The organism is Salinicola sp. LHM (assembly GCF_034479735.1).
Classification (GTDB): domain Bacteria; phylum Pseudomonadota; class Gammaproteobacteria; order Pseudomonadales; family Halomonadaceae; genus Salinicola; species Salinicola salarius.
The window spans coordinates 384,760-408,141 of the sequence record NZ_CP140261.1 but is presented as its reverse complement, the minus strand read 5'-3'; the positions used below and the strand labels follow the sequence as shown (position 1 = coordinate 408,141).

Here is a 23,382-nt window from a genome sequence, read left to right as displayed (position 1 = left end):
AGGCCACCATGGCTCTAATGTTTCCACGCCTGGCGCGCAACTTCGCCAAAAATGGCTATTACCCAACCGATGAGGCCACGCTCGAGCGTGTGCTGAATGCGCTGGAGACGTCCCATGACCAGCGTGTGCGCATCCTGGATCCGTGTGCTGGTGAAGGCATGGCGATCCTGGAAACCGCGTATCGCCTGGGCCGGGAGCGTACCGAAGCCTACGGCATTGAATACGATCTGGAGAGGGCTCGGCACATGCAGCGCGTCGTGGATGTCGGTATCCAGTCAGATCTGATGGATACCGTCATTTCCCCGCGTTCGTTCGGGTTTCTGTTCTTCAACCCTCCCTACGGCGATCTCGTTGGCGAGACCGGCGGCAGCAAGGGATATGCCGGCAAGGGACGACAGCGGCTGGAGAAGCTGTTCTACCAGCGGTCAGTGCATCTCCTGCAATACGGTGGGGTGATGGTCATGATCGTGCCGGGGTATGTGTTCGATGACGAACTATCGAGCTGGGTTGCCCAGCATTTCGATCGCGTCAGCGTCCACCGGGCAGTCGTCGATATGCGACGTCAACTACTTTGGCCGCTTGGCGACAATTAAAATGGCCGGTTGGGTGGGGTAGTTGTCGTCAGTCCGACGACCCAGCTTTTCCTCCTTGTAATTGTCGTTGATAAGCACGCTTACGGTAGCTCTCCCCGCTCAGCTCCATCAGCGTGGCGTGGTGCACCAACCGGTCGATGGCGGCCACGGCCATCATGCTGTCGGGGAAGATACTGTCCCAGGCGCTGAACGGCTGGTTGGCGGTGATGATCAGGCTGGCCGACTCGTAGCGATGGGCGATCAGCTCGAACAGCACTGACGTCTCGGCCTCGCTGCGTTGGACGTAGCCGATATCGTCGATCACCAGCACGGCGTACTTGTCGAGCTTGATCAGGGCGTCGCTCAGGCGCAGTGCCTGCTTGGCAGCCTGGAGCTCCTGGACCAGGCTTGAGGCGGTGGCGTAGCGCACCCGGTAACCCTGGTCGACCAGCGTATGCCCGAGCCCGGCCGCCACGTGGCTCTTGCCGACGCCGGAGGGCCCAAACAGCAGCAGGTTGTGAGCCTGGTCGACCCACTGCGTGTCGCCGGCCAAGGCGCTCAGTTGCTGGCGCTGCTCGGCCGCGATGGCGTCGAACTCGAAGGACTCCAGCGTCTTGCCCACCGGCAGCCGGGCCTCCTTGAGGTGCCGGGCCAGCCGGCGTCGCTCACGCTCGGCCAGCTCGTGCTCGCATAGGGCGGCCAGTGTTTGTGGCAGGCTCCAGTTTTCGGCTCGGGCGCGGGTTTCCAGCTGGGGCCAGCAGGCGGCCATGGTGGGCAGGCGGAGCTGTCGCAGTAGCAGCGGCAGCGTCTGGGCATCAGGCATGGCAGCACACCTCTGTGGTCGGCACGCTGGGCACCAGATGGTTGTAGCTGGCGATGTCATGCTGAGTCACCTGGGGGAAAACCAGCGTGGCGCTCGGCGTGGCGGCGAAGCGGGCCTGGAGCTCGGCCAGCGTCGGGCTCTTCCCGCGCGCCAGGGCGCCCAGCCAGTAACTGGCGATCGCCTCGGCCTGGTCCTGCTCGGCGGCCAACGCCAGAGCGCCAACGATGCGCTTGCAGGCCTCGGCGACCGGCAAGGCGGCGGTCAGCCGGGCGTACAGCTCGCGCCACTCCGCACTCGGCAACAGGTCGTCGCGGAACGTCAGCCCCGCCAGCGCCCGGGGCTTGCGGACCAGCCAGCCGATCACATGGCGGTAATCGATGACCCGCAACCGGCCGCTTTCCGGCGTGGCATGCAGCCGCCTCAGCGTCAGCAATGCTTGCTGTGCGTGATGCAGCACCAAGCGATCATCGTAAAGGTGCACCCGCAGGTTCTCGCCGATCAGCCGGGACGGCACCGAGTAGAGCACCTTGCGCACCTGGATGGTGCTGGAGGTAGTGACGCGCACCGTCACCTCGCTGTAGTCGGTACCGGGCCGGCTGGGCAGTGGCTGCAGCGCGCCACGCTCGACGGTGATCCGGGCCGCGTTGCGGCGGTTGATCGCGGTGGTCACCTCATCGAGGAAGGCCTGGTAGTCATCGAGGCTAGCGAAGTCCTGGGAGCCGCGCAGCGTCAGGCGCTGTTGCAGGCGCCGCTTGAAGTGGCCATGTGGCGACTCGATGCTGGCGTTTTCATGGCCGCGCCCTGGGTTATTACGGGTGGCCGTCATGCCGTAGTGAGCGCACAGGGCAGCATAACGCTCGGTGAGGTCGGCTTCCGCCTCCCGGCCGAGGTTGCGGAAGGCCGCCGACAAGCTGTCGGTGCGGTGCTCCGCGGGGACACCGCCAAGCCGCTCCAGCGCACGGGTCAGGCCTTCAGCCAGCGCCGGGTAGCTCTCGCCACCGAGCACCACCCGGACATAACACCAGCCGCTGTAGGCCAGGCGGAAGTGGTAGAGCCGGTGATCAAGCAGCTCCCCTGCCACGGTAATGACAATCCCCTTGAGCTCGGTGAAGTCGGAGAGGCCGCGCAGCCCGGGGCCATGGGTTTGCGGGAACATTACCTCTTTCTCCGGGCCGTGCGCGGCTCGCCAGCCCTTGACCCGGCGCTGCAGGGTTCGCAGCAGGCTGTCCGGGTACTGGCCGGGGTGCTGCTCCTGCAACCACTCCAGCAGGGTCAGTGCCTGCAAGCCCGGGGCGGCGGCCAGCTGGGGGACGAGCGTGGTCTCCCACACATCGGCGAAGGGGTCGGGCCGGGTTCGCCAGTGCCGTGATGCCGGCGGCTCGGAGGACTCGGCCCGGCGTTCGAGGCGGCGAGCGGTTCTGACGGAGAGGCCGGCCTTGGCGGCGGCGACCTCCTGGGTCTGGCCTTGTTGACGTTGCGACATATAGAGCGTGACCTGTTGGCTGGTGACCGCCATACCGGCTCCCTGGTGGGTCGGGACAAGCGGTCAAGCTTAGGGCAACCGGTCACAGTAGTTGTCGTCGGCCGGCCAGAGTAATTGTCGCTCTATAGTCGTCGACACGTTCCAACAGGTGATCGTGTTTGGTGTGCGCACCAGGCGCAATGCACTTCTGGCCAACAGCCAGGCGAAAGAGGTCAAAACGCTGTTACAGGGAATCGGCTCGAAGGACATCGAGCCGGACATCCTGCCGGAATACTGGAGCAGCGAATCCTACGATGTACCACCGGCGATGAGTAGCACGCCGCACTGTTATCGCGTGACGCTGGAACCCGAGCAGCTGGAGCAGGAAATGGACCGTCTCGGCGGCCTATGGCCTGACTTCAACCTCGCGTTCTGGACTGATGGAGTCACGCAGCGACGTCCGCTGCGTCAGCTGTCCAGCTGGCACCTCGCGTTGTCACTGGCTGCGGGAGGCATATCGGGCATCGTGACCTCGAGGTCGGGGCGGCAGCTGGTCGTGAAAGGCGATACCTTCAAGGAGAAGACAGCGAAAGTCGAGTTTGAGGAGGACGCCGATGGCAACATCACCGAGCGTCGCATTCTGACTGACCGTTTCGTGCCGGCCATTTTGGCCTGGGACGTGACAGCGGATTCTCCCGACAGGGGCCGACTGTTCACAATCACGTCGACGCCGGCTGCTCCGGCCGTTGCTGAAACCACCGACTCGGAAGCCGAGACGGCATAACCCAACCACGATCGCTCCTCGAGGCGATCCATTCCCCACGCGGGCAGACACGCTGCCCGCTGGGCGCATGTCTGCCCATTTTCGTAAGGAGATGGACATGAACATGCCATGTACCACACCGGATAACGTCATCGCGCTCAACGATTTCATCGATGAGTTCGGTGATGGGCTTCTGGATACACTCAACCATACCCACCCCCCGGTTTACGATGGTCGGGGGCACCCGGGTCGCCAGGCGGTGATGGACTCACTGTCGCGCAAGCCGTTCCCGGCACAGGCCGATGTCGTTCAGGCGATATCGGCCTTGCTGCTGGATCAGAACGAGCGTGCCGGCATCATCAACGCCGAGATGGGTACCGGCAAGACGATGATGGCGATCGCTGTCGCCGCTGTGATGGCGAATGAAGGCTATCGCCGGTCCTTGATCGTCTCGCCGCCGCACCTGGTCTACAAGTGGCGGCGCGAGATCCTCGAGACGATACCCGAGGCGCGGGTCTGGGTGCTCAATGGCCCGGACACGCTGGCGAAACTGCTCAAACTGCGCGAGCAGCTGGGACAGCCCAGCGATAGCCGGCCGGAGTTCTACGTGATGGGCCGTGTGCGGATGCGAATGGGGTTTCACTGGATGCCAGTGGCCACCTCAAAGCGCACGCTGGATGGACGCTTCGCGGCGTGCCCGGACTGCGGCTGCATAATCCACGACAACGACAATGAACCGATCAGGTTCGAGTTGTTCCAGCAGACCGAACGTCAGCAGCGATGTGATGGGTGCGGTGGCCAGCTCTGGACACTCATACGACAGCGGCAACCAGAAGGAGATGCCCGCCGTCGTTCGGTGCTCAAGGCCCTACAACGCATTCCGACCATCGGCAAGGTGACATCGGAGAAGCTGGTCAGTCAGTTCGGCGAGGCGTTCCTCTCGTCGATGCTGGCCGACAATGTGCACGAGTTCATCAATCTGATGGACGAGAACGGCGACCTGGTGTTCAACGATCGACAGGCGACGAGAATGGAACGGGCGATGGCGAATATCGAGTTCGGCTTCGGCGAGGGCGGATTCCAGCCGAGCGAATTCGTGAAGCGCTACCTGCCCGATCAGTTCTTCGACCTACTCATCGTCGACGAGGGGCATGAGTACAAGAACGCGGGATCGGCCCAGGGCCAGGCCATGGGCGTACTGGCAGCAAAGGCACGCAAGACGCTTCTGCTGACCGGCACGCTGATGGGTGGCTATGCCGATGACCTGTTCTATTTGCTCTTTCGGGTTCTGACGCCGGTGATGATCGAGGACGGCTACCGTCCCCAGCGCAACTCACTGGGTGCGGCGTCCATGGCCTTCATGCGTGAGCATGGTGTCCTTAAGGATATCTACTCTGAGCGCGAGGGTGCTGGACACAAGACGGCGAAGGGCCGAAAAACCTCGGTGCGGACAGTCAAGGCACCAGGCTTCGGGCCGAAGGGCATACTGCGTTATGTGCTGCCCTTCACGGTGTTTCTCAAGCTCCAGGACATCGGCGGCGATGTACTGCCGCCGTATGACGAGGAGTTCGTGGAAGTACCGATGTCGTCAGAACAGGCCCGTGCCTATGACAGGCTCTCCCGGGAGCTGACACAGGCGCTCAAGGAAGCGCTGGCACACAAGGACACCACCTTGCTGGGCGTGGTGCTCAATGTCCTTCTGGCGTGGCCTGATTGCTGTTTTCGGCCTGAGACGGTCAAACACCCGCGATCGCGGGCGTTGATCAACTTCACCAAGTCGATCTTTGATGACGAGTCGACGATGCCCAAGGAGGACGAGCTGGTCGCGATGTGTCGGTCAGAGAAGGCTGAGGGCCGCAAGGTCCTGGTCTACTCCACCTATACTGGTAAGCGTGACACGACGAGCCGCCTGAAGCGCGTCCTCGAGCAGGCAGGGTTGAAAGTGGCCGTGCTGCGCTCGAGCATCGACACCAGCCGTCGCGAGGACTGGATTGCGGACCAGGTTGAGAAAGGTATCGATGTCCTGATCACCAATCCCGAGTTGGTGAAGACAGGACTGGACCTTCTCGACTTTCCGACGATCGCGTTCATGCAGACGGGCTGGAACGTATACACACTCCAGCAAGCTGCGCGGCGGTCCTGGCGTATCGGACAGCATCGGGCGGTGCGCGTGGTGTTCTTCGGCTACGCCGAGACCTCGCAGATCGCCTGTCTGCGGCTGATGGCCAGCAAAATTGCTGTGGCACAGAGCACATCCGGGGACATACCCGAGTCGGGCCTGGATGCGCTCAACAGTGATGGCGAGTCGGTCGAGATGGAGTTGGCCAGGCAACTGGTCGCTTGAACCCCAGCCCCTCTTCGGAGGGGCTTTTTTCTTGTCATGTTTAGGGTGTATCCAATTTGATACGCCCGGCTTATTCATGAGGCCGGCCCGAAAACGAAGATAGCGGATGGTATTCTCTTGAAAATTCAGTGTGTTCCGCCAAGAATCTGAACCAAGAGAGCCATCCGCTATGGGTGAAAGCCTATCCACCTGGACGCCCTCATGCAACGGCGCTGTCCGTGTTGAGCTGAGCGGCCAGCGCACTACCAGCGACAGCGGCGCTCTGCTGTTGCGTGAGGCCCTCGACAACAGCGGCGTGATTGAGGCGCTGGAAGACAATCTGGTCGATCGACGCCACCCGCTGCGCATCCTTCATTCGCTGGCCAGCCAGTTGCGTACCCTGGTGCTGCAACGGGCGATGGGCTGGATCGACCTCAGCGATACCGACACGCTGCGCCGTGATCCGCTCTGGCAGCTGGCCTGCAGCGATGCACGCGGCATGACGCCCCTGGCCCAGGACCGGCCGTCTCAAGCCACGCTGTCGCGGCTGCTGACCTGCCTCGGGCGCTGCGACAATATCGATGCCGTGCACGAAGGCCTGCTGCGACTGGTGATCTGGCGCCTGACCGCGCTGAAGAACGGCGAGCGCCCCAAGCAGCTGACGCTGGACATCGACGGCCTGCCGATCGAGGTCCACGGCCACCAGGGCGGCTCGGCCTATCATGGCCTGTACGGCGCGCGGATCTATTCACCGCTGGTCGCCTCGCTGGCAGAAACCGGCGACATGGTGGGCGGCCTGCTGCGCGAGGGCAACGCCGGCCCGGCCGAGAACGCCGACACCTGGATCCCGCATCTGGTGCGGCGACTCAACGAGAGCACCGGCGCCCAGGTTCGGGTGCGCATCGACGCCGGTTTCACCGACAACGCGACGCTGGAGGCCCTGGAAGAGTGCGACATCGAGTACCTGGGCCGACTGCGCAGTCACTCCGGCCTGCAGAAACTGGCGGCACCGCACCTGAAGCGGCCACCCGGCCGGCCACCCGAGCAGCCTCGCGAGTGGTGCCACGATCTGGAGTATCAAGCGGGCTCTTGGTCGGCACCGCGTCGCGTGGTGCTGGTGGTGCAGGAACGCCCCGATGACCTGCTGCTGCATGCCTTCTTCCTGGTCACCAACCTCGGCAAGTTCGACTGGCCGCCGGAGAAGGTCCTGGCGCTCTACCGCAAGCGCGGCAGCGTCGAGGCGCACATGGGCGAGGTGAAGTCGGCGCTCGACGTGCACCTCTCGTCGACCGATCGCGGCGCCTCCACCGTTCAGGACGTGATGGCACGCAACGAGGTGAGCCTGCTGCTCAGCCTCTACGCCTACCAGGTCCTGCATGGCCTGCGCTGCCTGCTGGAGCGGCAGACCCGGCAAGGCTGGAGCCTCAGCCGGATGCGCGAGCAGGTGCTGAAGGTCGCCGCCACGCTGAGACTGCACGCTCGGCGAATCACCGTTCATCTGGGTGCCGCCGCCGACAAGTGGTGGCCGACGCTGCTGAAGGGGTTGCCGAAGCTGACCGCACTGAGCTGACGCTCCTGCGAGACCACCACAGCATCAGAAAGCGAGCGACCGGAGCGGCGGTAGGCGATCACGGCTGCTTGGACGGCCGCCATTGATTCCAAAGAGCTATAAGTAAGTAGGAAAAGGGCTGCGTTCTGGCATTACTCAACAGCCACTCGCGCTGAAGAGGCGAATCCTGATAAGCAATGCCAACAGCCAGTACCTTCAGACCGCTCAATCAGCGCCCTCGTGAATAAGGCGGGATATGCCATGCTAGGGAACGACCTCGAACCTGTGATTACGATCATGCTTCCTGAGGATTGGAGCGTAAGCGTCATGATCTATTCTCTTACCTCATCCCTGCCAGCCTTGTGCTGCCAGAGTTTCTCCTTTAGATCGTCTCCATCGTGATGTGTATGTGTCATAGGTCCAACTGAGAACCGCTCCGTGCCCTGGCCTTGCGTGCTGCCTCGGGGACGTCATTAAAGTCATCTGCTCTGAAGGTGGGGCCGTTCACGATCTTATCGAGCAATTCTCCCTGGTAAGGGGCGATGTCGACTGTTCTGCTCAACAGATTCAAAAGCTTCAATAGTTCGCTCGTGTAATTCGCTGACCAACCAGAGGGCGCAATCTCGTCAAGAGGAGACGACCTCTTTCCCCGCCTGTTCTTGAGTCGATAGCCGAGCCAGTTCTGCACAACCATATGGCCTGAGACTTCAAATTCGTAGACTTCGCGAGTCACTGGGCCAAACTCGCCATCACCGACCATTAGTACCTGGCGTGATTCATCATAGCTGTAGCGTTCAGGAAGACTGGAGCTATCGACTGCCTTTAGGTTCATCACAACAGGTGATGGCCAAGACTGCCCTGCGCTAAATCGTTCTCCATAAGTATGTAGAAACAGCAGCTCTCGACCAATGGAAACAGCTTGATCGAATAGAGCCTTGTCGCAAGTGAGGGGGATCCGCAGCTCGCGGCTAGTTAGCTCTTCATGGTATTCGGTCGTAAAGGCCGGGTTAGCGAGTACGGCATAGAAGTAGGCGGCGACATCTTCAGGGGTTACATCCTTGCCGAAAGCAGTCGAAAGCAGAGAAAGTAACTGAGGGTGCAAGTTAGCGATCTCAGCTTTTCCGTCCTTGTACAAGGGCATAATGTCCTTGGCTCCATATGAACCTCGGAAATAATGTAGGTCTGGAACCGCTGAAGATGCTGTAAGTGCAGGCCCTGATCCGAGAGGTTGGGTGAAGAGGCTTGCAAAGTAAACTTGGTGCTGCGAATGAGCTTGCCATAGAGTCGGCCTGAGATAATCACACAGCCGGTTATCCTGAAGGAGTACATGGCGGTCGAAGGATCGATAGCCGTATTCCACAATAGGCGGTGGTTGATGCCCCACCGGAACGTCCTGCAAAGGTGTCAGTTGCTCGGTTCCGTCGATTGAAAGTACACTGCGGTTAATCTTTCGGTCGCGGGTTTCTTTAAATGAAGATGCACGATCTGTGGACTTGAGAAGTGTCTCCCAGCGTGTCGTTAGTGTTGTCTGAGTTGGGGCAACAGGCCAGGTCCGCTTGATCTGGACGCCTGATGTTCGCCATGGCATCAGGTCCGTCAGGAGTGGCCAATCAAAGAAAACCCCTTCTCCCCCGGGCCGGAACGGGGAGTCCCAGTCGTCAGGACAAGGCTGGAAATTGAGGTCATCAAGTCCGCTCAGGGTTTCCATGACGTGTAGCTTTTCGGCACGATTCCCCTCCACACGGGCATAGTTCACTTTTGCGGGAGACTCTGGCTGAGGGCCGCTGTACCTCACTGCGATCGTGATCGCTACTGGAGTTTGGATAGCAAAAACATTCTCATCTCTCCGCGTGCCGCGGCCTTCGCCGCCTAGGTCAATAATCCATATTTCGTCACAGACCTTGCGCATATGACGGCGCATCCCCAAAAAGGCATCGCCATCAAGGTAGGAACTGGCTGTGATATAGGTGACCACCCCTGGCCCTTGGGCCAGGTCATGCTCAAAGGTTTTCCAGAGCGCCCACCGCCAGAAATAGACGTAGAGGTTGTAAAGGTTCTTGAGATCGCCTCCTTTACGGGCCTTCTTTACAGGCTCGATAAAGTCATTGAGAATGGAATCGCGTCCATCCTCTGTCTCTCCCCAGCGAACCCAGCCACCCATCATCGCTCGGTTCTCCAGCGTAGCCGCAGCATGACGATCGTAGGGAGGGTTGCCCAGGCATACAAGAACCGGAACGCTCTCCTTCACTCGCTTAGCGCGTTTATGCTCAAGCCCGATTGGCTGATATAATAAAGGAAGCTCGGGAATTTTTTCATAGGGAGACTCCAAGGTGTTGTTCAGCATGATCTGCACCCCATCGGCAGGAGGATGACCACCATACTGATAAAGCATGCGAGTCATGCGTAAAGCGGCTACGGCATATGGGCCTACCATGATCTCAAAACCGTATAGATGGGCGCCCAGGAGATCCGCTCGGGCCGGCATTGCCCCTTTTCCTTCAGTCTTGCGGACTTCTTCCATGACGTGCTCAATGACACCTAGCAGGTAGGTTCCGGTTCCGACTGCCGGATCAAGTACATTGACTCCGCCAGTTGCAAAGCCATGCCGCTTATTAAGCTTTCGGCGCAGTAGGTCATCCACCAGACGGACCTGACCCTGGACAACCTCAACAGGGGTGTAATAGGCACCAGCATCTTTGCGAAGCTGGGGGTCGTACTCGGCAAGGAAGTCTTCATAGAAATGCAACCACGGATCGCGCCGGCCTCCGCTCATGGTTCCTTCCGGTACCCGGTCGATAACCCGCTGAAGCATCCCCAGGGATGTACTCAGGTGCTCCTGCACCAAGGGATCTGTGAGCACCTTCAGTGCTCGAGAAAGAAGCGTGTTGGCGTGCGTCAGCGATTCAACGGCTGTGTCGATGAATAGGGTATCGCTACCGTTGGAGCGGGCAAGCAGGAGGGAGAAGGTCACCGTCTGAGCATAAGCGTCGGCAAACCTGTCATTATCTGCCCCTGGAAACAGGTATCTCTGCCAATCATGGGCGGCAGCCTTTACGGCTGCTGTATCAGCACGCAGTGCATCTAGGACATCATTGCGCAGCATACGACAGAGTGGTGCCAGGAACTGGGCCAGCTGACGAGAGGTTTTGGGGACATCAGGCTCCCAGCGGAAGTAGGCCGTGAATAATGTCTCTAGCTCACGGGCGTTGCTCTCGGTGATGGCAGCCCTGCCCAAGGATGCTGGGGAGCCATCGAGTCGAACTTGGCGTTCTAACTGCCCTTTCCGATAGAGGGCAAATTCCTGCCCATCGCTGTAGAGCAGGTTGGGGAGGTCGGAAAAGCGCTGCCACTGCCTGCGATCATGACCCGTGAAACGAGAGGTGTCAGCACCCTTGCCAGGGGCCTTCAACTCCAAGTGGCCACTAAGCAGACCATCGCACTCGATGCCGAAATCAGGCTTTCCGACTCTGGCCCCCAGGAGCGTTTCCCCAATGGGAACGACTGTAATCCCTAGCGCCTTACCTCCCTCAATGAGAAGGCGCTCAAATGGGGAACGTAGTTGATCCTCTGGTTCGCCAGTGGTCAGCGCAGAGTACTTTGCTTGCAGGGCATCTGCGTATTCTTGAAGTGGCCCTACCCATGGACATGAAACTGGCATAACACCCTTATCCTCCTCCATTTACGTGGTGAACATCACACGAAACTGAACCGTACCAGTTTTCTCGGAGACCCGTTAGCTTGAGTCAGGCCGCCTTCCTGGCCTGCCCCTGTTGCTCATAATACAGAGCCTGTCGCTCAACCGGTGGCATGTTATCGATCGGCTCCAGTAGCCGCCGGTGGCTGAATCAGTCGACCCTGGATTCATAGAATAACCACAGCACTTTGGGCACCACGGTGGAGGCAGGTGGGCCAGCGCCGGTACCCTCCCAGCTCTACTGACCAAAGTGAAGCAGAGCATAGGATACCGACAGCTGACCCAGACCCAACGATACCAAATCCACGCCCGCTATGACTTGGGCATCAGCCAGCGCCAGATCGGCAGGGTGCTGGGCATCCATAGCAGCACGATCAGTCGTGAGCTGCGCCGCAACGCCACCGCCATCGGCTACGACCTTGAACAGGCACAGGTCCGTAGTGATCATCGACGGCGCACCGCCTGGAAGTGGACTAAGCGCTTGTTCAGCATGATCATCGCCGTCGCCGGCCGGCTGCGTGAGGAATGGAGCCCGGAGCAAATCAGCGGATTCATGGTGCCCTTGGCCGGCGTAGGCGTCAGTCAACAGTGGATCTACTCCTTGATCTGGGATGACAAGGCCCGGGGCGGAGCACCCAGGCCTGCCCAAGTGGCGCAGCAAGCATCGTGCCCAGGCCAAGAGCGCAGGGCTCGGCAAAATTCCTCCGCGTGGGCATCGAGCATCGTCTGGCTGAGGTTTATGACAGGCTATTCATCGGGCACTGGGAGGGTGACCCTGTGATCCAGGGGCACACGCAATCGGGTCTAGTCACGCTGGCAGTACGGCTACCCAGGATCTCCGCGGAGCTGCCGCAAACAGGCATGATCTGCCTGCTGAAGCCTCGCCGGGGTGCTGACCAGACCATCACACTGGACTCCGGTTCGGAGTTCGCCGGTCACAAATCCGTGGCCAAGGCGGTGACCGCAGCGACCTACTTTTGTGGTCCCTACTGCCCCGGCCAGCGTGGGGCCAACGAGAACACCAATAGCCTGGTACGGCAGTACTTCCCCAAGGGAACGGACGTCACCGGCACCGAGTTGCGCAAGGCGGTCAGAAAGCCGAATGACCTCCCCGAAAGCGCCTCGACCGGTACAGGTATTCCTGGGGGGGAATACTCAGGAGCCCCGAACACCGCAGGTGATGCGCTTATTGCTTGAATTCGGGGGACTCACTCCAAAGTGGCGAGCTCAACGGCTTCCAGGTGCCGCCATTGTCCGTGTTGGCGAATTACGTCGTCTTAAACAACTTGATCACTGTCTCGGCCAGTGCGTTGTCGTAGGAATCGCCGTTGCTCCCTGCCGATGGCTCGATACCGGCATCCGCCTTGAGCGATTCTAGCGCTATGTGGATCAGGTCGCTGAGGCCGTTCATGAAGCACCTGCTCCAGCGCATTCATCACCATGTGGTCGATGCGGGGCGAGCAGGAGACTCGCCAACCGATGATCCAGCGGGCAAAGGCGTCGATGGCTGCCCATTGCGAGGGGGAGTCCGCCCCGTGCGCGAAGACGGACTGTCCGCGAACGGATCTCAGAGGCATATCGTTTGGAAGTGTTTATGGCTCCATCATCTCAAGGTTTGGAGCCTCCGGAAATCCCGGTACGGTTCAGTGCAACCTCAATGAGTACCTCCCGGAGGAGGTTCGAGAGAAGGGTTTGCTGGAAATGGAAAGGTGGGGGCTGAAAAATCAACTGAGGCCCAGCTCCCAAGACTGGGAAAGAGCCTGTAGATCTCCTTTTCGATGGGCTATCGCGACTTTCGTTTCCAAGTTCGTGAGAGGGAATTAGGAGGCAACATCCTTTGCCCTTTCCCTGGCCCTTTGGGGTTGGCCACTGATATCCGGGTAAGCCCCTTCCCCTTATTCCCCTTCCATTCCAACCCTTTGCCTGCGCCATTTCCCTTTCCCTCGTGGCGGCTGTACGCAAAATCTGTGGGCACTTCCCGGTCTAGGGTGCCTGGATTGAGCGAGAGAGCGCCATTCTTCCGGCCGCACTCCAATCGAGGAGGTATGTCCTCCGTGGTAAGCTGCTGCCATCGAATGATGGAGATGTCATGAACAACCAGCATGACCACAGCTATAAGCTGCTGTTCAGCGAGCCAAGGGTCGTTCGCGATCTGCTGACAGGCTTCGTGAAGGAAGAATGGATTGATCGCCTGGACCTCGATTCGCTGGAGAAGGTCAGCAGCACCTTCGTCACCGATGACCTACGCGATCGTGAAGGCGATGTGATCTGGCGTGTGCGCTTTGGCGACGAGTGGGTATACGTCTACCTGCTGATCGAGTTCCAGAGCACCGTCGACCCGTTCATGGCGCTGCGCATCATGACCTACGTGGGACTGCTGTATCAGGAGCTGGTCAAACAGAAGAAACTGACCCAGGACGGCAAACTGCCCCCCGTGCTGCCTATCGTGCTGTACAACGGCGAAAAACGTTGGAATGCGGCACTCAACGTGGCTGAGCTTGTCCAACCGGTACCGGGAGGCTTGGAGCATTACCGACCTGACCTCCCATATCTGCTCCTGGACGAGGGCGCTATCGTGACCAGCGAGCAGTGGTCGGAAGAGACCCGAAATGTGGTGTCGGCCATCTTCCGGCTGGAACATCACCGTGATCAGCAGGATGCCATCGACCTGATCGGATTACTGGTACAATGGTTACAAGCGCCGGAGCAGACCCAGCTACGCCGGCACTTCGTCCTCTGGATCCGGCGCGTGCTGCTGCCGAGCTGGGTGCCCGAGAGCGAAGGGGCTGAGTGGCAGTCGCTCAACGACTTGAACGAGGTGCACAACATGTTGGCTGAACGTGCAAAGCAGTGGCCCGAGCAGTGGAAGCAGGTAGGCGAAGAGAATCACGCTCGTCAGGTGGCTCAGAAAATGCTCGAGCGAACCGCCATGGATGACCAGATGATCTCTGAGCTGTCTGGGCTGGACATCGAGCAGGTCCGTAAGTTGCGGGAAGAGCTACAGCACTGACCCATGATCGAATTGCACTGATCTGGCTTGCAAGCTACTCTCGGACTGACTGTACCCGTATTCTGGAGGTGCCCCATGGGCCTCAAAAAGCTCCTGTGGAACGACAACGCAACAGAGCTGTTCGGTCATCGCCGTGACCAGAATGCGCAAGCTGCGTCCGAGCGACCTGGAGAGGGCACCGCCTCCCATCGTCCCTACACTGCCCGCAAGGTGCTCAAAGGCTCTGCAGCGTTCACGTCTGCGCTGCTGTTCGGGAACGGTGAGTCTCAAGGGCTGGTTCGGACCTTTGGCCAAGCGTCGGCTGAGGCTGGCAAAGGTATATCTGGTTTCATGAGATCTTCAACAGAAGAAGATAGGCCGACTTTCGCACCACCTGAAGCAAATCTCAATGACGGTCGTACAAGCACTACGTTCGGCCATTATTACGATTCGTTCGGCAATGAAATAGACGATTAAAAGAGGCCGCATCAGCGGCCTCAGACTGCTGACAAAGCTCTGGCGTCTTCGCCGGAGCTTTGTTGTTATTGGCAGACCCGTTTTCGCTGCAGCTGCCGACATGCTCAAAGATCCTTCCCCACAACAACATGAACTCGAGATGGTCACGCTCGAGGAGCTGGTTCCCCACAACCACCTCCTGCGCCAGATCGATGCCGCGCTCGACTTCACCTTCATTCGCGACAGGGTGCGTCATCTCTACTGCGCCGATAACGGCCGGCCCGCACTCGATCCGGTACTGCTGTTCAAGGCGCTGTTCATCGGCTATCTGTTCGGCGTTCGCAGCGAACGCCAACTGATGCGCGAGATCCAGGTCAACGTCGCCTATCGCTGGTTTCTGGGGCTGCGACTGACCGACAAGATACCCGACGCCTCGACGATCAGTCAGAACCGGCGCCGCCGGTTCTCCGACAGTACGATCCATCAGGAGATCTTCGACACCGTGGTCGAGCAGGCCATCGCGCAGGGACTGGTCGGCGGCGAGGTACTGTACACCGACAGCACCCATCTCAAGGCCAACGCCAACAAGCATCGCCTCGAGCGACGCGAAGTCGAAACGAGCACGCAAGATTATTGGGAAGCGCTGGATGTGGCGGTCGAGGAGGATCGCGCTCAGCAGGGAAAAAAGCCCTGACGCCGCGTGCCAAGGCACCGGCGACGACCGAGAAGAAGATCAGCCTCACCGATCCCGATAGCGGCTACATGGTGCGCGACGGCAAGCCTACCGGCTTCTTCTACCTGGATCACCGCACCGTTGACGGCAAATGCGCCATCATCACCGATACCCATGTGACGCCGGCGAGCGTGCATGACAGTGTTCCCTATCTGGCAAGACTCGATCATCAGTGCCAGCGCTTCGGACTCAACCCCATCGGTGTCGGCCTCGATGCTGGCTACTTCACGGCCGCCATCTGCCACGGGCTGGAAGCGCGCAGTCTCTACGGCGTCATCGGCTATCGCCGACCCAGCAAACTCAAGGGTTATCTGCCGAAGCGACTGTTCACTTATGAAACGCAGAGCAACACGTATCAGTGCCCGGAAGGCCACTCCCTGACCTACGCCACGACCGATCGCAACGGCTACCGCCATTATCGCAGCGACCCCATAATCTGCCGGGACTGCCCTCGACTCGCATCCTGTACCCGTAACGCTAAACAGATCAAAACCGTCACGCGACATGTGTGGCAGGACGACAAGGATCGGGTGGATGCCCGACGGCTGACGGAGCCGGGCAAGAAGCTCTACAAACGCAGGAAAGAAACGGTGGAGCGCAGCTTCGCCGATGCCAAACAGCTACATGGGCATCGCTATGCGCGAATGCGTGGGCTAAAGCGGGTGAGAGAGCAGTGTCTGCTAGCCGCCGCGTGCCAAAACCTCAAGAAGATAGCGCTGGCGCGATGGCGCCGGCTTTTTAGCGCGATTTTGAGCTACCTGAAGGCGTATCAGAGCCCTCAGGGCGTGTTCTCTCGGCTGACATCGCAACAGCGCGTTATGCCGATTGCATGGCGACGGTGTGGGTAGTGCCATCCTGAAAACAACGAACCCACCGAAATCGGTGGGTTCGTCAGCAGTCTGAGGCCGCATCAGCGGCCTCTTCCATTTCTAACCAGTAGCTTTGTTTTGAGCCTTGTCCGCTGCTTTTGAACCGGCTTGCTGGGTAGGCTTGGCACCTTGGCCAATCCCATCGACAGCCCCGCCCGCTTTGAACCCAGACCACCCCAATGCAGACATCCAGACACCTGGCAAAATCAGGAACATCATGCCGTTCACGAACTGAAGTACCATCTTGTCGTTCGCATTCTCTACCCCGGCCAGCCAGTTCAGCTTCGCTGCTGCGCTGTTGTACATCAGGTTAACTAGGTTTGAGTCCAGCCAGCGTGCCAATTCCCACCAGAAGGTCAGGAAGTACAGACCGAACAAGGCGAACATGGCCATCCCCACGACCTTGACGGAGTAGCTCGAAGCGACCATGACAAACGGTAGGCAGATGACGATCGCCATCAGTAACACGCCCTGAATCATCGGCAATGACTGCTTGAGGCTATCCATACCGGCACGAAACGGCACTGTGGCCATGGCGTTACCTGCCATCCCCGCCACGGCAACCACCGCATCATCAACACCACCATCGAGGCTCCGATACCCCATGGAGGCCTGGCTGGTGTTACCGTTGGCTGCCCCTGATCGGGGGCTCACCATGCGACGAATCATGTGCTCTGCAGCGGCCTCCTTGCTGATGGCAGCCTTGGCATCATGAAGCAGAGCTGTTGTTATCCGATCCCAACCGCTGACCTGATCCTGAAGACGTGCTGCCAACCCTGCCGAGCTATCACTCCACCATTCGCGACAAGAGGGATACCCCGGCTGCCCCGGGCCTGTGCTGGGCCGTGCCTCGTCCCGATCTGCATTATAGGGGAATCCCGGGATAGGGCGTTTGGCATAAAAGCTGTCATAGAAACCTGATGTCTCAAGGAAGTGTTTCGACCCAATCCAGTCAACATCCATTCCCTTGGCCTCCTCGAGGGTGGTGCCACTCTGTAACAGCTTGTTCATGGCCGGTCCAAAGCACGCCAGCTGGAACTCCCCGATCTCACGCTTCAGTCCCTGGTCGGAGATCGATGAGAGGTCGAGTGCTGTACGGATAGACTGATAGTCAGTCGAACAGGGGATCTTCGAGACGGCCACGTTGGTCAAGCCCTTGGAGATCGAGTGCGTCAGTGCCCACCACATGGGCAAACGGGCCTGCTGCCCGTCAATCGACGTCATTGTCGATTCTCCCCATTGGCCACTGGATAGCATGACCGTCCCGCATTGCTCTGCGTGGTCTTTGTTGACGTTCACCGGGTTCACGTTGAACGTGAAAACGGGCACGCAGGTAAACGCTACTACAATAATCATCACATAGAGCCGCGACTCGATGCGGTTGAGAGACAGTACCCCCTTGTTCCCCTCGTCATCGCCTTCCTGTCGCGCTTTGAACCACTCGCCCGCGACCAATGCGATGAAGGGAACAACGGCGATCCCGGTCGCGGTCATGGCATCCCAGATGCCATTGTTAACGACCCAGCCCAGGGTGAGCATAGTGCCTTCCATGTAGTCATTGACTGCGAACGTCGCCATGTCAGGCTCCTCCCCACCAGATGAACAGGTTGTAGCCCTCGATCAGAACCACAACGATCAGAATCATGCGTTCGAGCTTGTGCAGTAGGACACGGCCTTGCCGACCGCCATCCTTGTCCTGCTCAATGCTCCGTAGGATCTTCGGTCGCCAGAGCCGGAACCAAGCCAAAGCGATCCCCCCATAAAAGAGGACACGCCAGACCATCAGCCAATGACGGTTTTCACCCAGAGCGACCTGGAAGTCCGTGATGCCGCCATACAGGCGCATCCCGATGAAAACGATGAGGGCACCAACCCAAAATGCGGCGATCAGGCCCAAGAGCCCCAGTAGCAATGGGTGACGTTTGAAAATCCGAACCATTGGGGGGCTCCTTATTGACCTTCGATCGGCGCACCACGGCCATCCAGCTCACTACGCGGGATGTTCGTTTCGTTCTGCATAGAGTCCCTGGCTCGATTGGCCGCCCGTTGGAGCGCTGACGTTGCAGCACTGCTGGCAAGAGACTTGCGAATTTCCATCTCGCTCTGCAGTAGCTCGATATCCCGGTTGAAGGCCTCGAGCTTGCGATCCAGGGCCGTCATCCCTTCGGGATTATTCTCGATACCCGGGTCACTTGTGCCCGCAATCAACGCTCTTCGCGCCCACATCGCCTTGGTCAGGGTCCTGGCCAGGGCCATCTCACTGGCCAGGCGCTGGGCGAGAAGGGGGCCTTGGGGATCGGTGCGCATCGCCTCGATCACGCCACGAGACACGGCCAGGCCATTGCCTGCAGAGACATCATTCAGCTTGTCCTGGGTGATTTTGCTTCCGTTCAGCATCTCAACCAGGTTCTGGTGAATGGACTGCTGTTCGTCTTCGAGCTCCCGGATCAAACCGGTACCGGCAACACTCTCGGATTTCTCGCATCCATCGCAGGACCGCAGCTCGGTATCGCCGACGATTTTCTTGGTCCATTCGGCGGCTTCCTCGGGAGATCCCCATATGGTGCACATACCGCCCTTACAGTCGCTGCCACTCCCGGAACCACCGCTACCGCTGCCACCGGCAATACCGCCACCACCAACCCAGTCACCATTGGAGGTGGCGACGGATCCCCAGCCTCCACCACCACCCGAAACTGACGCATTCGATGTTGTGTCGGTACGGCCATGGAGGAGGTTGTAGCCTGCTTTCGCTGTGTCCTCGACCACGCGCATGGGCGCCTGGCCGCTGCCACCACGCTTCTGACCGCCCACCCAGGTGCGCCCCGCGTTGCCGGCCTCGGCTTCGGCTTCTTCCTGAGCTGCCACAGCATCGGGGTTCGAGCTCGCGATGTCCTGCCAGTTTTCCGCCATGGCACTCTGCTGCATTTGCCCCCCGATCGTGGCGTCGGCCAGGGCTTCGGACATGCGTTGGCAAGAGAGCTTAGACTTGTCGAAGTCCATTCGTCCCTGCAGGACACCATTGGTCAGGAGATCATAGAGCGCGGGATTGGATCGCTGGATAATCATCGCCGGCAGACTGGCCACAGCGCCGGTGGCATTCTGTACAACATCCCCCATCATGTTCTGAAAGCCATCCGTCAGTCCGTTGAGCTGATTGCTCACGGTCGCGCCGATATCAAAATTGCCGCAGGTGGCATCAACGTTCCAACGAACCCCCATTCCACTCATCCTCGGGCCATGTCCCAACCCGGCAGACGCACCGAAGGGGGCAGCGCCCCCAATGTCGTAATAGAGCCTGTCCGCTGATTGCGCCTGAGCGAGTAGTGGGGTGACCAGTGCCACCGAGAGCGTCAGGCTCTGCAGGATGTGTCGATTCATGCTTACTCTCCGGTGAAATACAGCAGTTCTTGCCCCCGGACGGCACAACACCGATAGGGTCGCCACAGCGCCCAGGCGTAGTTGCCGGGATCCTGGAGTTGATGGCGTTCTCCCCCATCCGGGAAAATCGAGCAGGACATGCTCATGTTGGGTTCCAGGCGCTGCCACTTGTGCGTGTCTGGATCCCCTTCCTTGACCGGGTCAGGTGCCCACTTACCAGCGTTTGGGTTGTCAGTTGGGGCCAGTGGCATGTAGACGTGAGGTTGTCCATTTCGAGTCACGACGTCCGCTGCACGCTGAGCCGTAGTGGCCGCCGCCTTGTAGTCATGGGGTTGAGAGACGAAACCGCTGCGCGGATAAATTGGGCTCCACAGATCCCCCACAGAGCCCATCTCACGCATGCCGGGTGTCAGGGCCTCGGGATACGCCATCTCGGGCAGGGACGAGCGCCAGGCCAGCGCATCCAGTGTCGATAGAAAATAGGGGGTATAGGGCAGTGCCTCACTATCGCAGGAGTACCCGAAGGAACTGAGCATCCGGTAGAAGACCGCGCCCCCGGGGTGGCCAATCGCATCGGTATTCTTGAACCTGGTGTTGGAATGGCGGCTATCGGCTTCCTCTGTCGCGCGACCACCGCCTGTGGCATTCCCTGTTGGCGGGGAAAGCATCGCCACCTCGCTCCAGGGATTATCACCAGTGTTCTCGTAGGACGACACCACCAGCTCGGGGATGTAATGCTTCACGCGCATGGATGTGCGTACGGTACAGCCGAAGGCTGTGCAATAAAGCCAGGCACAGAAACCAATGACCTGGTAATCGAGACACTGCGTACTCAACGACGACTCGACGATCTCGGGGGTGGTGAGGGCGCGTGCTTGAGGTGCCGACGTCAAGCTGGCCATGCTGATGACCAGGGCGCAGGCTATTGCCATCGGCAGAGTGGAGAGCGTCCGCTTCATGGGGTGTCATCCTCGTCTCGGGTGTACCGTGCAATCTCCTCGAGGGCGACTTGGACGTCAGCCTCGCCATACACGACATAGCGACCATCGAGAACGACAGCGGGAACTTTCTCGATACCGAGCATCCAGGCACGCGCTACGCCTGTATATGTCTCGCCATAGCGGTCCAGCGTGGCCTGCCAGTCTGGGCCGCTCATGCGCGACCGTAGAATCTGTTTCGCGCGATCGGGATCTGCCGGCAGATCTCGCGAAATCTGCGCGTCGAGTCTGGCCGGGGCATCCAGTTCAACCACGGCTGCAGACTCCGGCGCGTTGACGATGGGCTCGCCGGCGACGGTGAACACTTCGACGCCAGCCCATGCTGGCAGGGCGAGTATTGAGAGCAGGGGAATCAACCAGCGTGTCGGATGTCGTGCCACAGTGGCCTCCTGGAAAGGTGGGCATGTGGCCATGGTGAGCAGCCTTGGCAGTAAGGGCATCGAAGAATGTTAAATGGAAGGCTGTACGTTTTTGCTGCGGAGCCATTGGCACGAGGAAGCCATTGGATTGATGTGCTGATGAGTGATTACACTGAGAGCGGCGCTCAGGCCGCTAGCGTTGCCAATCTGGATGGCGCTCCACCGTTAGCGGCCTGAGACGCCTCTCAGGTACAAAATGCCAATCAGCAAGAGGCGCCGTATTGCCCATTGGCATCAGATCACCCCGTTGCCCAGGCGGGGTGGAGCCTTCAAGAGGCCTTCCTGCTTCTCCGGTTCGTGGTGGTCTTGAGGAGTCGCTTGAACGCTGTGCTATCCGCGACATTTAGATAGGTATCGAAGGTGGCATTCCAGACTGTTGTTTCTTCGTAACTATTCAGGTGGCTGCGGATGGCATGTCGCCAACCACCTGATTTTTTTGGCATAGTGTGCCTGATCCTTCGGCACGTCTATGCGGTGACATGACCATCAGCGATATCAACGTCGACGAGGCCCTGGAACGGGTCCGGCAGCAGCTCAAGGAAGACCACACGGTCTCGCCTTCCTTGCGTGCTGCCATCGACGTGCTGATGCTGCTGGTCAAGCTGATGGCCGACCGACTGGCCACCAGCAGCCGCAACAGCAGCAAGCCGCCGTCACAAGACCCCAACCGCCAACGCCGTTCCCGGGCCAAGGGCGAGCGTCGCCCTGGCGGGCAACCGGGTCACGAAGGCAAGACGCTGGCGCCGGTCACCGATCCCGACGAGATCGTGTCGTTGCGCGTCGATCGCCGCACCTTGCCCAAAGGGCGCACCTATCGCTCGGTCGGCATCGAAACGCGCCAGGTGCAAGACATCGTGATCCAGGCCGTCGTCACCGAGTATCGCGCCGAGGTGCTGGAGGACGATCTCGGGCGGCGCCATGTGGCGCCGTTTCCCGACGGCGTGACCCGCCCGATCCAGTATGGCCCACGTCTCAAGGCGCATGTCGTCTATCTCTCGCAGTATCAGTTGCTGCCCTATGCCCGCATCCAGGCGCTGCTGGCCTCACAGTGCGATCTATCGCTGAGCACCGGCACGCTGTTCGCCTTCAATCAAGAGGCCTATCAGCGCGCCGAGGCGTTTGCCGAGTGGGCGATCCCGGCGCTGAGGCAAGCCGCGACCGTGCATGCCGACGAGACCGGGATGCAGGTCGGCGGCAAGCGCTACTGGCTGCACAGCGCCTCGAATGACGCCCTGACCTACTTGGCGCCTCACGCCAAGCGAGGTCAGGAGGCCATGGATGCCATCGGCATCCTGCCCTATGTCCAGGGGGTGCTGGTGCATGATCACTGGAAGCCTTACTACCGCTACGCGGATTGCCGCCACGCACTTTGCAACGCCCATCACCTGCGTGAATTGACTGCGGCCTGGGAAAATGACCACCAAAAGTGGGCCAAGGCGCTGCATGATCTGCTGCTGGAGATGCATCAGGCCGTTGACGCTGCCGGTGGCACGCTCTCGCCCGAAGAGGCGCAACGCTGGCGAGTCCGCTATCGGCAGTGCCTGACAGAGGGTGAGACCGAGTGTCCGCCACCGATCCCACCACCACCGGGAAAGCGCGGTCGTGCCAAACGTACCAAGGCACGTAACCTGCTCGAACGTCTCCAGGCGTACGAGGACGACGTGCTGCGTTTCCTCGACGACCCCGCCGCGCCCTTCACCAATAACCAAGGGGAGCGTGACCTGCGGATGACCAAGGTCCAGCAGAAGATTTCAGGCTGTTTCCGCTCCTGGGAAGGTGCCGAGATCTTCTGCCGGATGCGCAGCTTCCTCTCGACGGCGGTCAAGCAGGGCCTGGCAGCGCACACCGCACTGGAACAGTTGTTTGCCGGTGAAGTGCCCGAATTCATGCGTCGGGACGGCCTGGATCAGGCAGCGTGACCTGAATAGTTACGTTTCTTCTTGGTATCGGATACTGACGTTGAGCGTGTCCGTCTGTGGAGGGCGTGACAGCGACACGGTGGCCTGTGCATCACGCAGGCTCGAGATTCCCAGCGACTCGAGATCTTCCTGGAACTGCACAACTAGGAGCAGATTGACCTGGTGCGCCTCGCACCATGCCGTGGCCTGTCGCACCTGATCCTCGGCATCCGGCAAGAAGGAGAGATGATCAAAGACCACCAGGTCGGCGGGACCTGTAGGCGCTGACCACTGTTGGTGACCATCTCCCGGTACCGTTTCGGCAGGAGCTGTTGGCACCGACCACTGCACAAGCGGATCGATCAGCATCACGCGGCGGCCCACGCCCAATGCCTCGACCACTCGAGATTTCCCGATACCGGTTTCGCCTGTCATCACAATAATGTTCATGAC

General features: G+C 60.0%; 18 protein-coding genes and 3 pseudogenes. 11 read left to right on the top strand and 10 right to left on the bottom strand.

Annotation, left to right across the window (positions count from 1 at the left end; all coding sequences use genetic code 11):
• Window positions 1-8: 8 nt before the first annotated feature.
• Window positions 9-572: pseudogene (locus tag R5R73_RS02030) on the top strand (DUF6094 domain-containing protein); the annotation flags it as partial.
• A gap of 49 nt (window positions 573-621) precedes the next feature.
• Here R5R73_RS02030 and istB read toward each other — a convergent pair.
• Window positions 622-1,395 carry an IS21-like element helper ATPase IstB gene (gene istB, locus R5R73_RS02025; protein WP_322527534.1) on the bottom strand — a complete coding sequence of 258 codons (774 nt, stop codon included), beginning with the start codon at window positions 1,393-1,395 and terminating at the stop codon, window positions 622-624.
• Entirely contained in the window at window positions 1,388-2,911 is a 1,524-nt protein-coding gene (istA, locus tag R5R73_RS02020) for an IS21 family transposase (protein WP_416221188.1), read from the bottom strand. The genes istB and istA overlap by 8 nt, the downstream gene beginning before the upstream one ends.
• Window positions 2,912-3,032: 121 nt before the next feature.
• Here istA and R5R73_RS02015 point away from each other — a divergent pair, with 121 nt between their 5' ends.
• The 3 genes from R5R73_RS02015 to R5R73_RS02005 all read left to right on the top strand — a co-directional run bounded on the left by R5R73_RS02015 (window position 3,033) and on the right by R5R73_RS02005 (window position 7,513).
• On the top strand, window positions 3,033-3,641 hold the full coding sequence (locus R5R73_RS02015) for a hypothetical protein (protein WP_322528629.1): 609 nt from the start codon (window positions 3,033-3,035) through the stop codon (window positions 3,639-3,641).
• Window positions 3,642-3,732: 91 nt separating this feature from the next.
• On the top strand, window positions 3,733-5,964 hold the full coding sequence (locus R5R73_RS02010; protein WP_322528628.1) for a DEAD/DEAH box helicase: 2,232 nt from the start codon (window positions 3,733-3,735) through the stop codon (window positions 5,962-5,964).
• A 169-nt stretch (window positions 5,965-6,133) separates the two neighbouring features.
• Window positions 6,134-7,513, top strand: coding sequence for an IS1380 family transposase (locus R5R73_RS02005; protein ID WP_416221209.1), 1,380 nt, complete (start codon window positions 6,134-6,136; stop codon window positions 7,511-7,513).
• 391 nt (window positions 7,514-7,904) lie between these two features.
• Here R5R73_RS02005 and R5R73_RS02000 read toward each other — a convergent pair whose 3' ends face one another.
• Window positions 7,905-11,150, bottom strand: coding sequence for a type ISP restriction/modification enzyme (locus R5R73_RS02000; RefSeq protein ID WP_035415458.1), 3,246 nt, complete (start codon window positions 11,148-11,150; stop codon window positions 7,905-7,907).
• Between the two features lie 286 nt (window positions 11,151-11,436).
• Here R5R73_RS02000 and R5R73_RS19255 point away from each other — a divergent pair, with 286 nt between their 5' ends.
• Together R5R73_RS19255 and R5R73_RS01990 are read left to right on the top strand one after the other, a co-directional pair.
• Complete coding sequence (locus R5R73_RS19255; RefSeq protein WP_035415457.1) at window positions 11,437-11,967, top strand: helix-turn-helix domain-containing protein; 531 nt, start codon at window positions 11,437-11,439, stop codon at window positions 11,965-11,967.
• A complete protein-coding gene (locus R5R73_RS01990) occupies window positions 11,895-12,383 on the top strand; it encodes an IS30 family transposase (protein ID WP_322528626.1) in 489 nt (162 codons plus the stop codon). The genes R5R73_RS19255 and R5R73_RS01990 overlap by 73 nt, the downstream gene beginning before the upstream one ends.
• Before the next feature lie 14 nt (window positions 12,384-12,397).
• On the opposite strand, the pseudogene R5R73_RS01985 reads toward R5R73_RS01990, so the two are convergent.
• Window positions 12,398-12,691, bottom strand: a pseudogene (locus tag R5R73_RS01985) (IS3 family transposase); the annotation flags it as partial.
• Between the two features lie 584 nt (window positions 12,692-13,275).
• On the opposite strand from R5R73_RS01985, the gene R5R73_RS01980 reads away from it, so the two are divergent.
• The 4 genes and pseudogenes from R5R73_RS01980 to R5R73_RS01965 all read left to right on the top strand — a co-directional run bounded on the left by R5R73_RS01980 (window position 13,276) and on the right by R5R73_RS01965 (window position 16,212).
• Window positions 13,276-14,196, top strand: a complete 921-nt coding sequence (locus R5R73_RS01980; protein WP_035415456.1) for an Rpn family recombination-promoting nuclease/putative transposase — start codon at window positions 13,276-13,278, stop codon at window positions 14,194-14,196.
• Window positions 14,197-14,271: 75 nt separating this feature from the next.
• The gene (locus R5R73_RS01975) at window positions 14,272-14,652 is read left to right on the top strand and encodes a hypothetical protein (protein WP_322528625.1); all 381 of its coding nucleotides are present in this window, start codon (window positions 14,272-14,274) and stop codon (window positions 14,650-14,652) included.
• A 100-nt stretch (window positions 14,653-14,752) separates the two neighbouring features.
• Window positions 14,753-15,076, top strand: a pseudogene (locus R5R73_RS01970) (transposase); the annotation flags it as partial.
• Complete coding sequence (locus R5R73_RS01965) at window positions 15,022-16,212, top strand: IS1182 family transposase (protein WP_322529550.1); 1,191 nt, start codon at window positions 15,022-15,024, stop codon at window positions 16,210-16,212. The pseudogene R5R73_RS01970 and the gene R5R73_RS01965, both read left to right, overlap by 55 nt.
• Window positions 16,213-16,293: 81 nt before the next feature.
• On the opposite strand, the gene R5R73_RS01960 is transcribed toward R5R73_RS01965, so the two are convergent.
• The 5 genes from R5R73_RS01960 to R5R73_RS01940 are packed head-to-tail and all read right to left on the bottom strand — an operon-like array spanning window position 16,294 to window position 20,992.
• A complete protein-coding gene (locus R5R73_RS01960; protein WP_322528624.1) occupies window positions 16,294-17,811 on the bottom strand; it encodes a conjugal transfer protein TraG N-terminal domain-containing protein in 1,518 nt (505 codons plus the stop codon).
• Between the two features lies 1 nt (window position 17,812).
• Window positions 17,813-18,172 carry a hypothetical protein gene (locus tag R5R73_RS01955; protein ID WP_322528623.1) on the bottom strand — a complete coding sequence of 120 codons (360 nt, stop codon included), beginning with the start codon at window positions 18,170-18,172 and terminating at the stop codon, window positions 17,813-17,815.
• Window positions 18,173-18,183: 11 nt separating this feature from the next.
• A complete protein-coding gene (locus R5R73_RS01950) occupies window positions 18,184-19,614 on the bottom strand; it encodes a hypothetical protein (RefSeq protein ID WP_322528622.1) in 1,431 nt (476 codons plus the stop codon).
• Between the two features lie 2 nt (window positions 19,615-19,616).
• On the bottom strand, window positions 19,617-20,573 hold the full coding sequence (locus R5R73_RS01945; protein ID WP_275286853.1) for a TIGR03756 family integrating conjugative element protein: 957 nt from the start codon (window positions 20,571-20,573) through the stop codon (window positions 19,617-19,619).
• Window positions 20,570-20,992: a TIGR03757 family integrating conjugative element protein gene (locus tag R5R73_RS01940; protein ID WP_035415451.1), complete on the bottom strand. Its 423-nt coding sequence runs from the start codon at window positions 20,990-20,992 to the stop codon at window positions 20,570-20,572. Before R5R73_RS01940 ends, R5R73_RS01945 begins: the two co-directional genes overlap by 4 nt.
• A 518-nt stretch (window positions 20,993-21,510) precedes the next feature.
• On the opposite strand from R5R73_RS01940, the gene tnpC reads away from it, so the two are divergent.
• Window positions 21,511-22,950: an IS66 family transposase gene (gene tnpC, locus R5R73_RS01935; RefSeq protein ID WP_023004967.1), complete on the top strand. Its 1,440-nt coding sequence runs from the start codon at window positions 21,511-21,513 to the stop codon at window positions 22,948-22,950.
• 9 nt (window positions 22,951-22,959) lie between these two features.
• On the opposite strand, the gene R5R73_RS01930 is transcribed toward tnpC, so the two are convergent.
• The gene (locus tag R5R73_RS01930) at window positions 22,960-23,379 is read right to left on the bottom strand and encodes a hypothetical protein (protein ID WP_322528621.1); all 420 of its coding nucleotides are present in this window, start codon (window positions 23,377-23,379) and stop codon (window positions 22,960-22,962) included.
• Window positions 23,380-23,382: the final 3 nt, after the last annotated feature.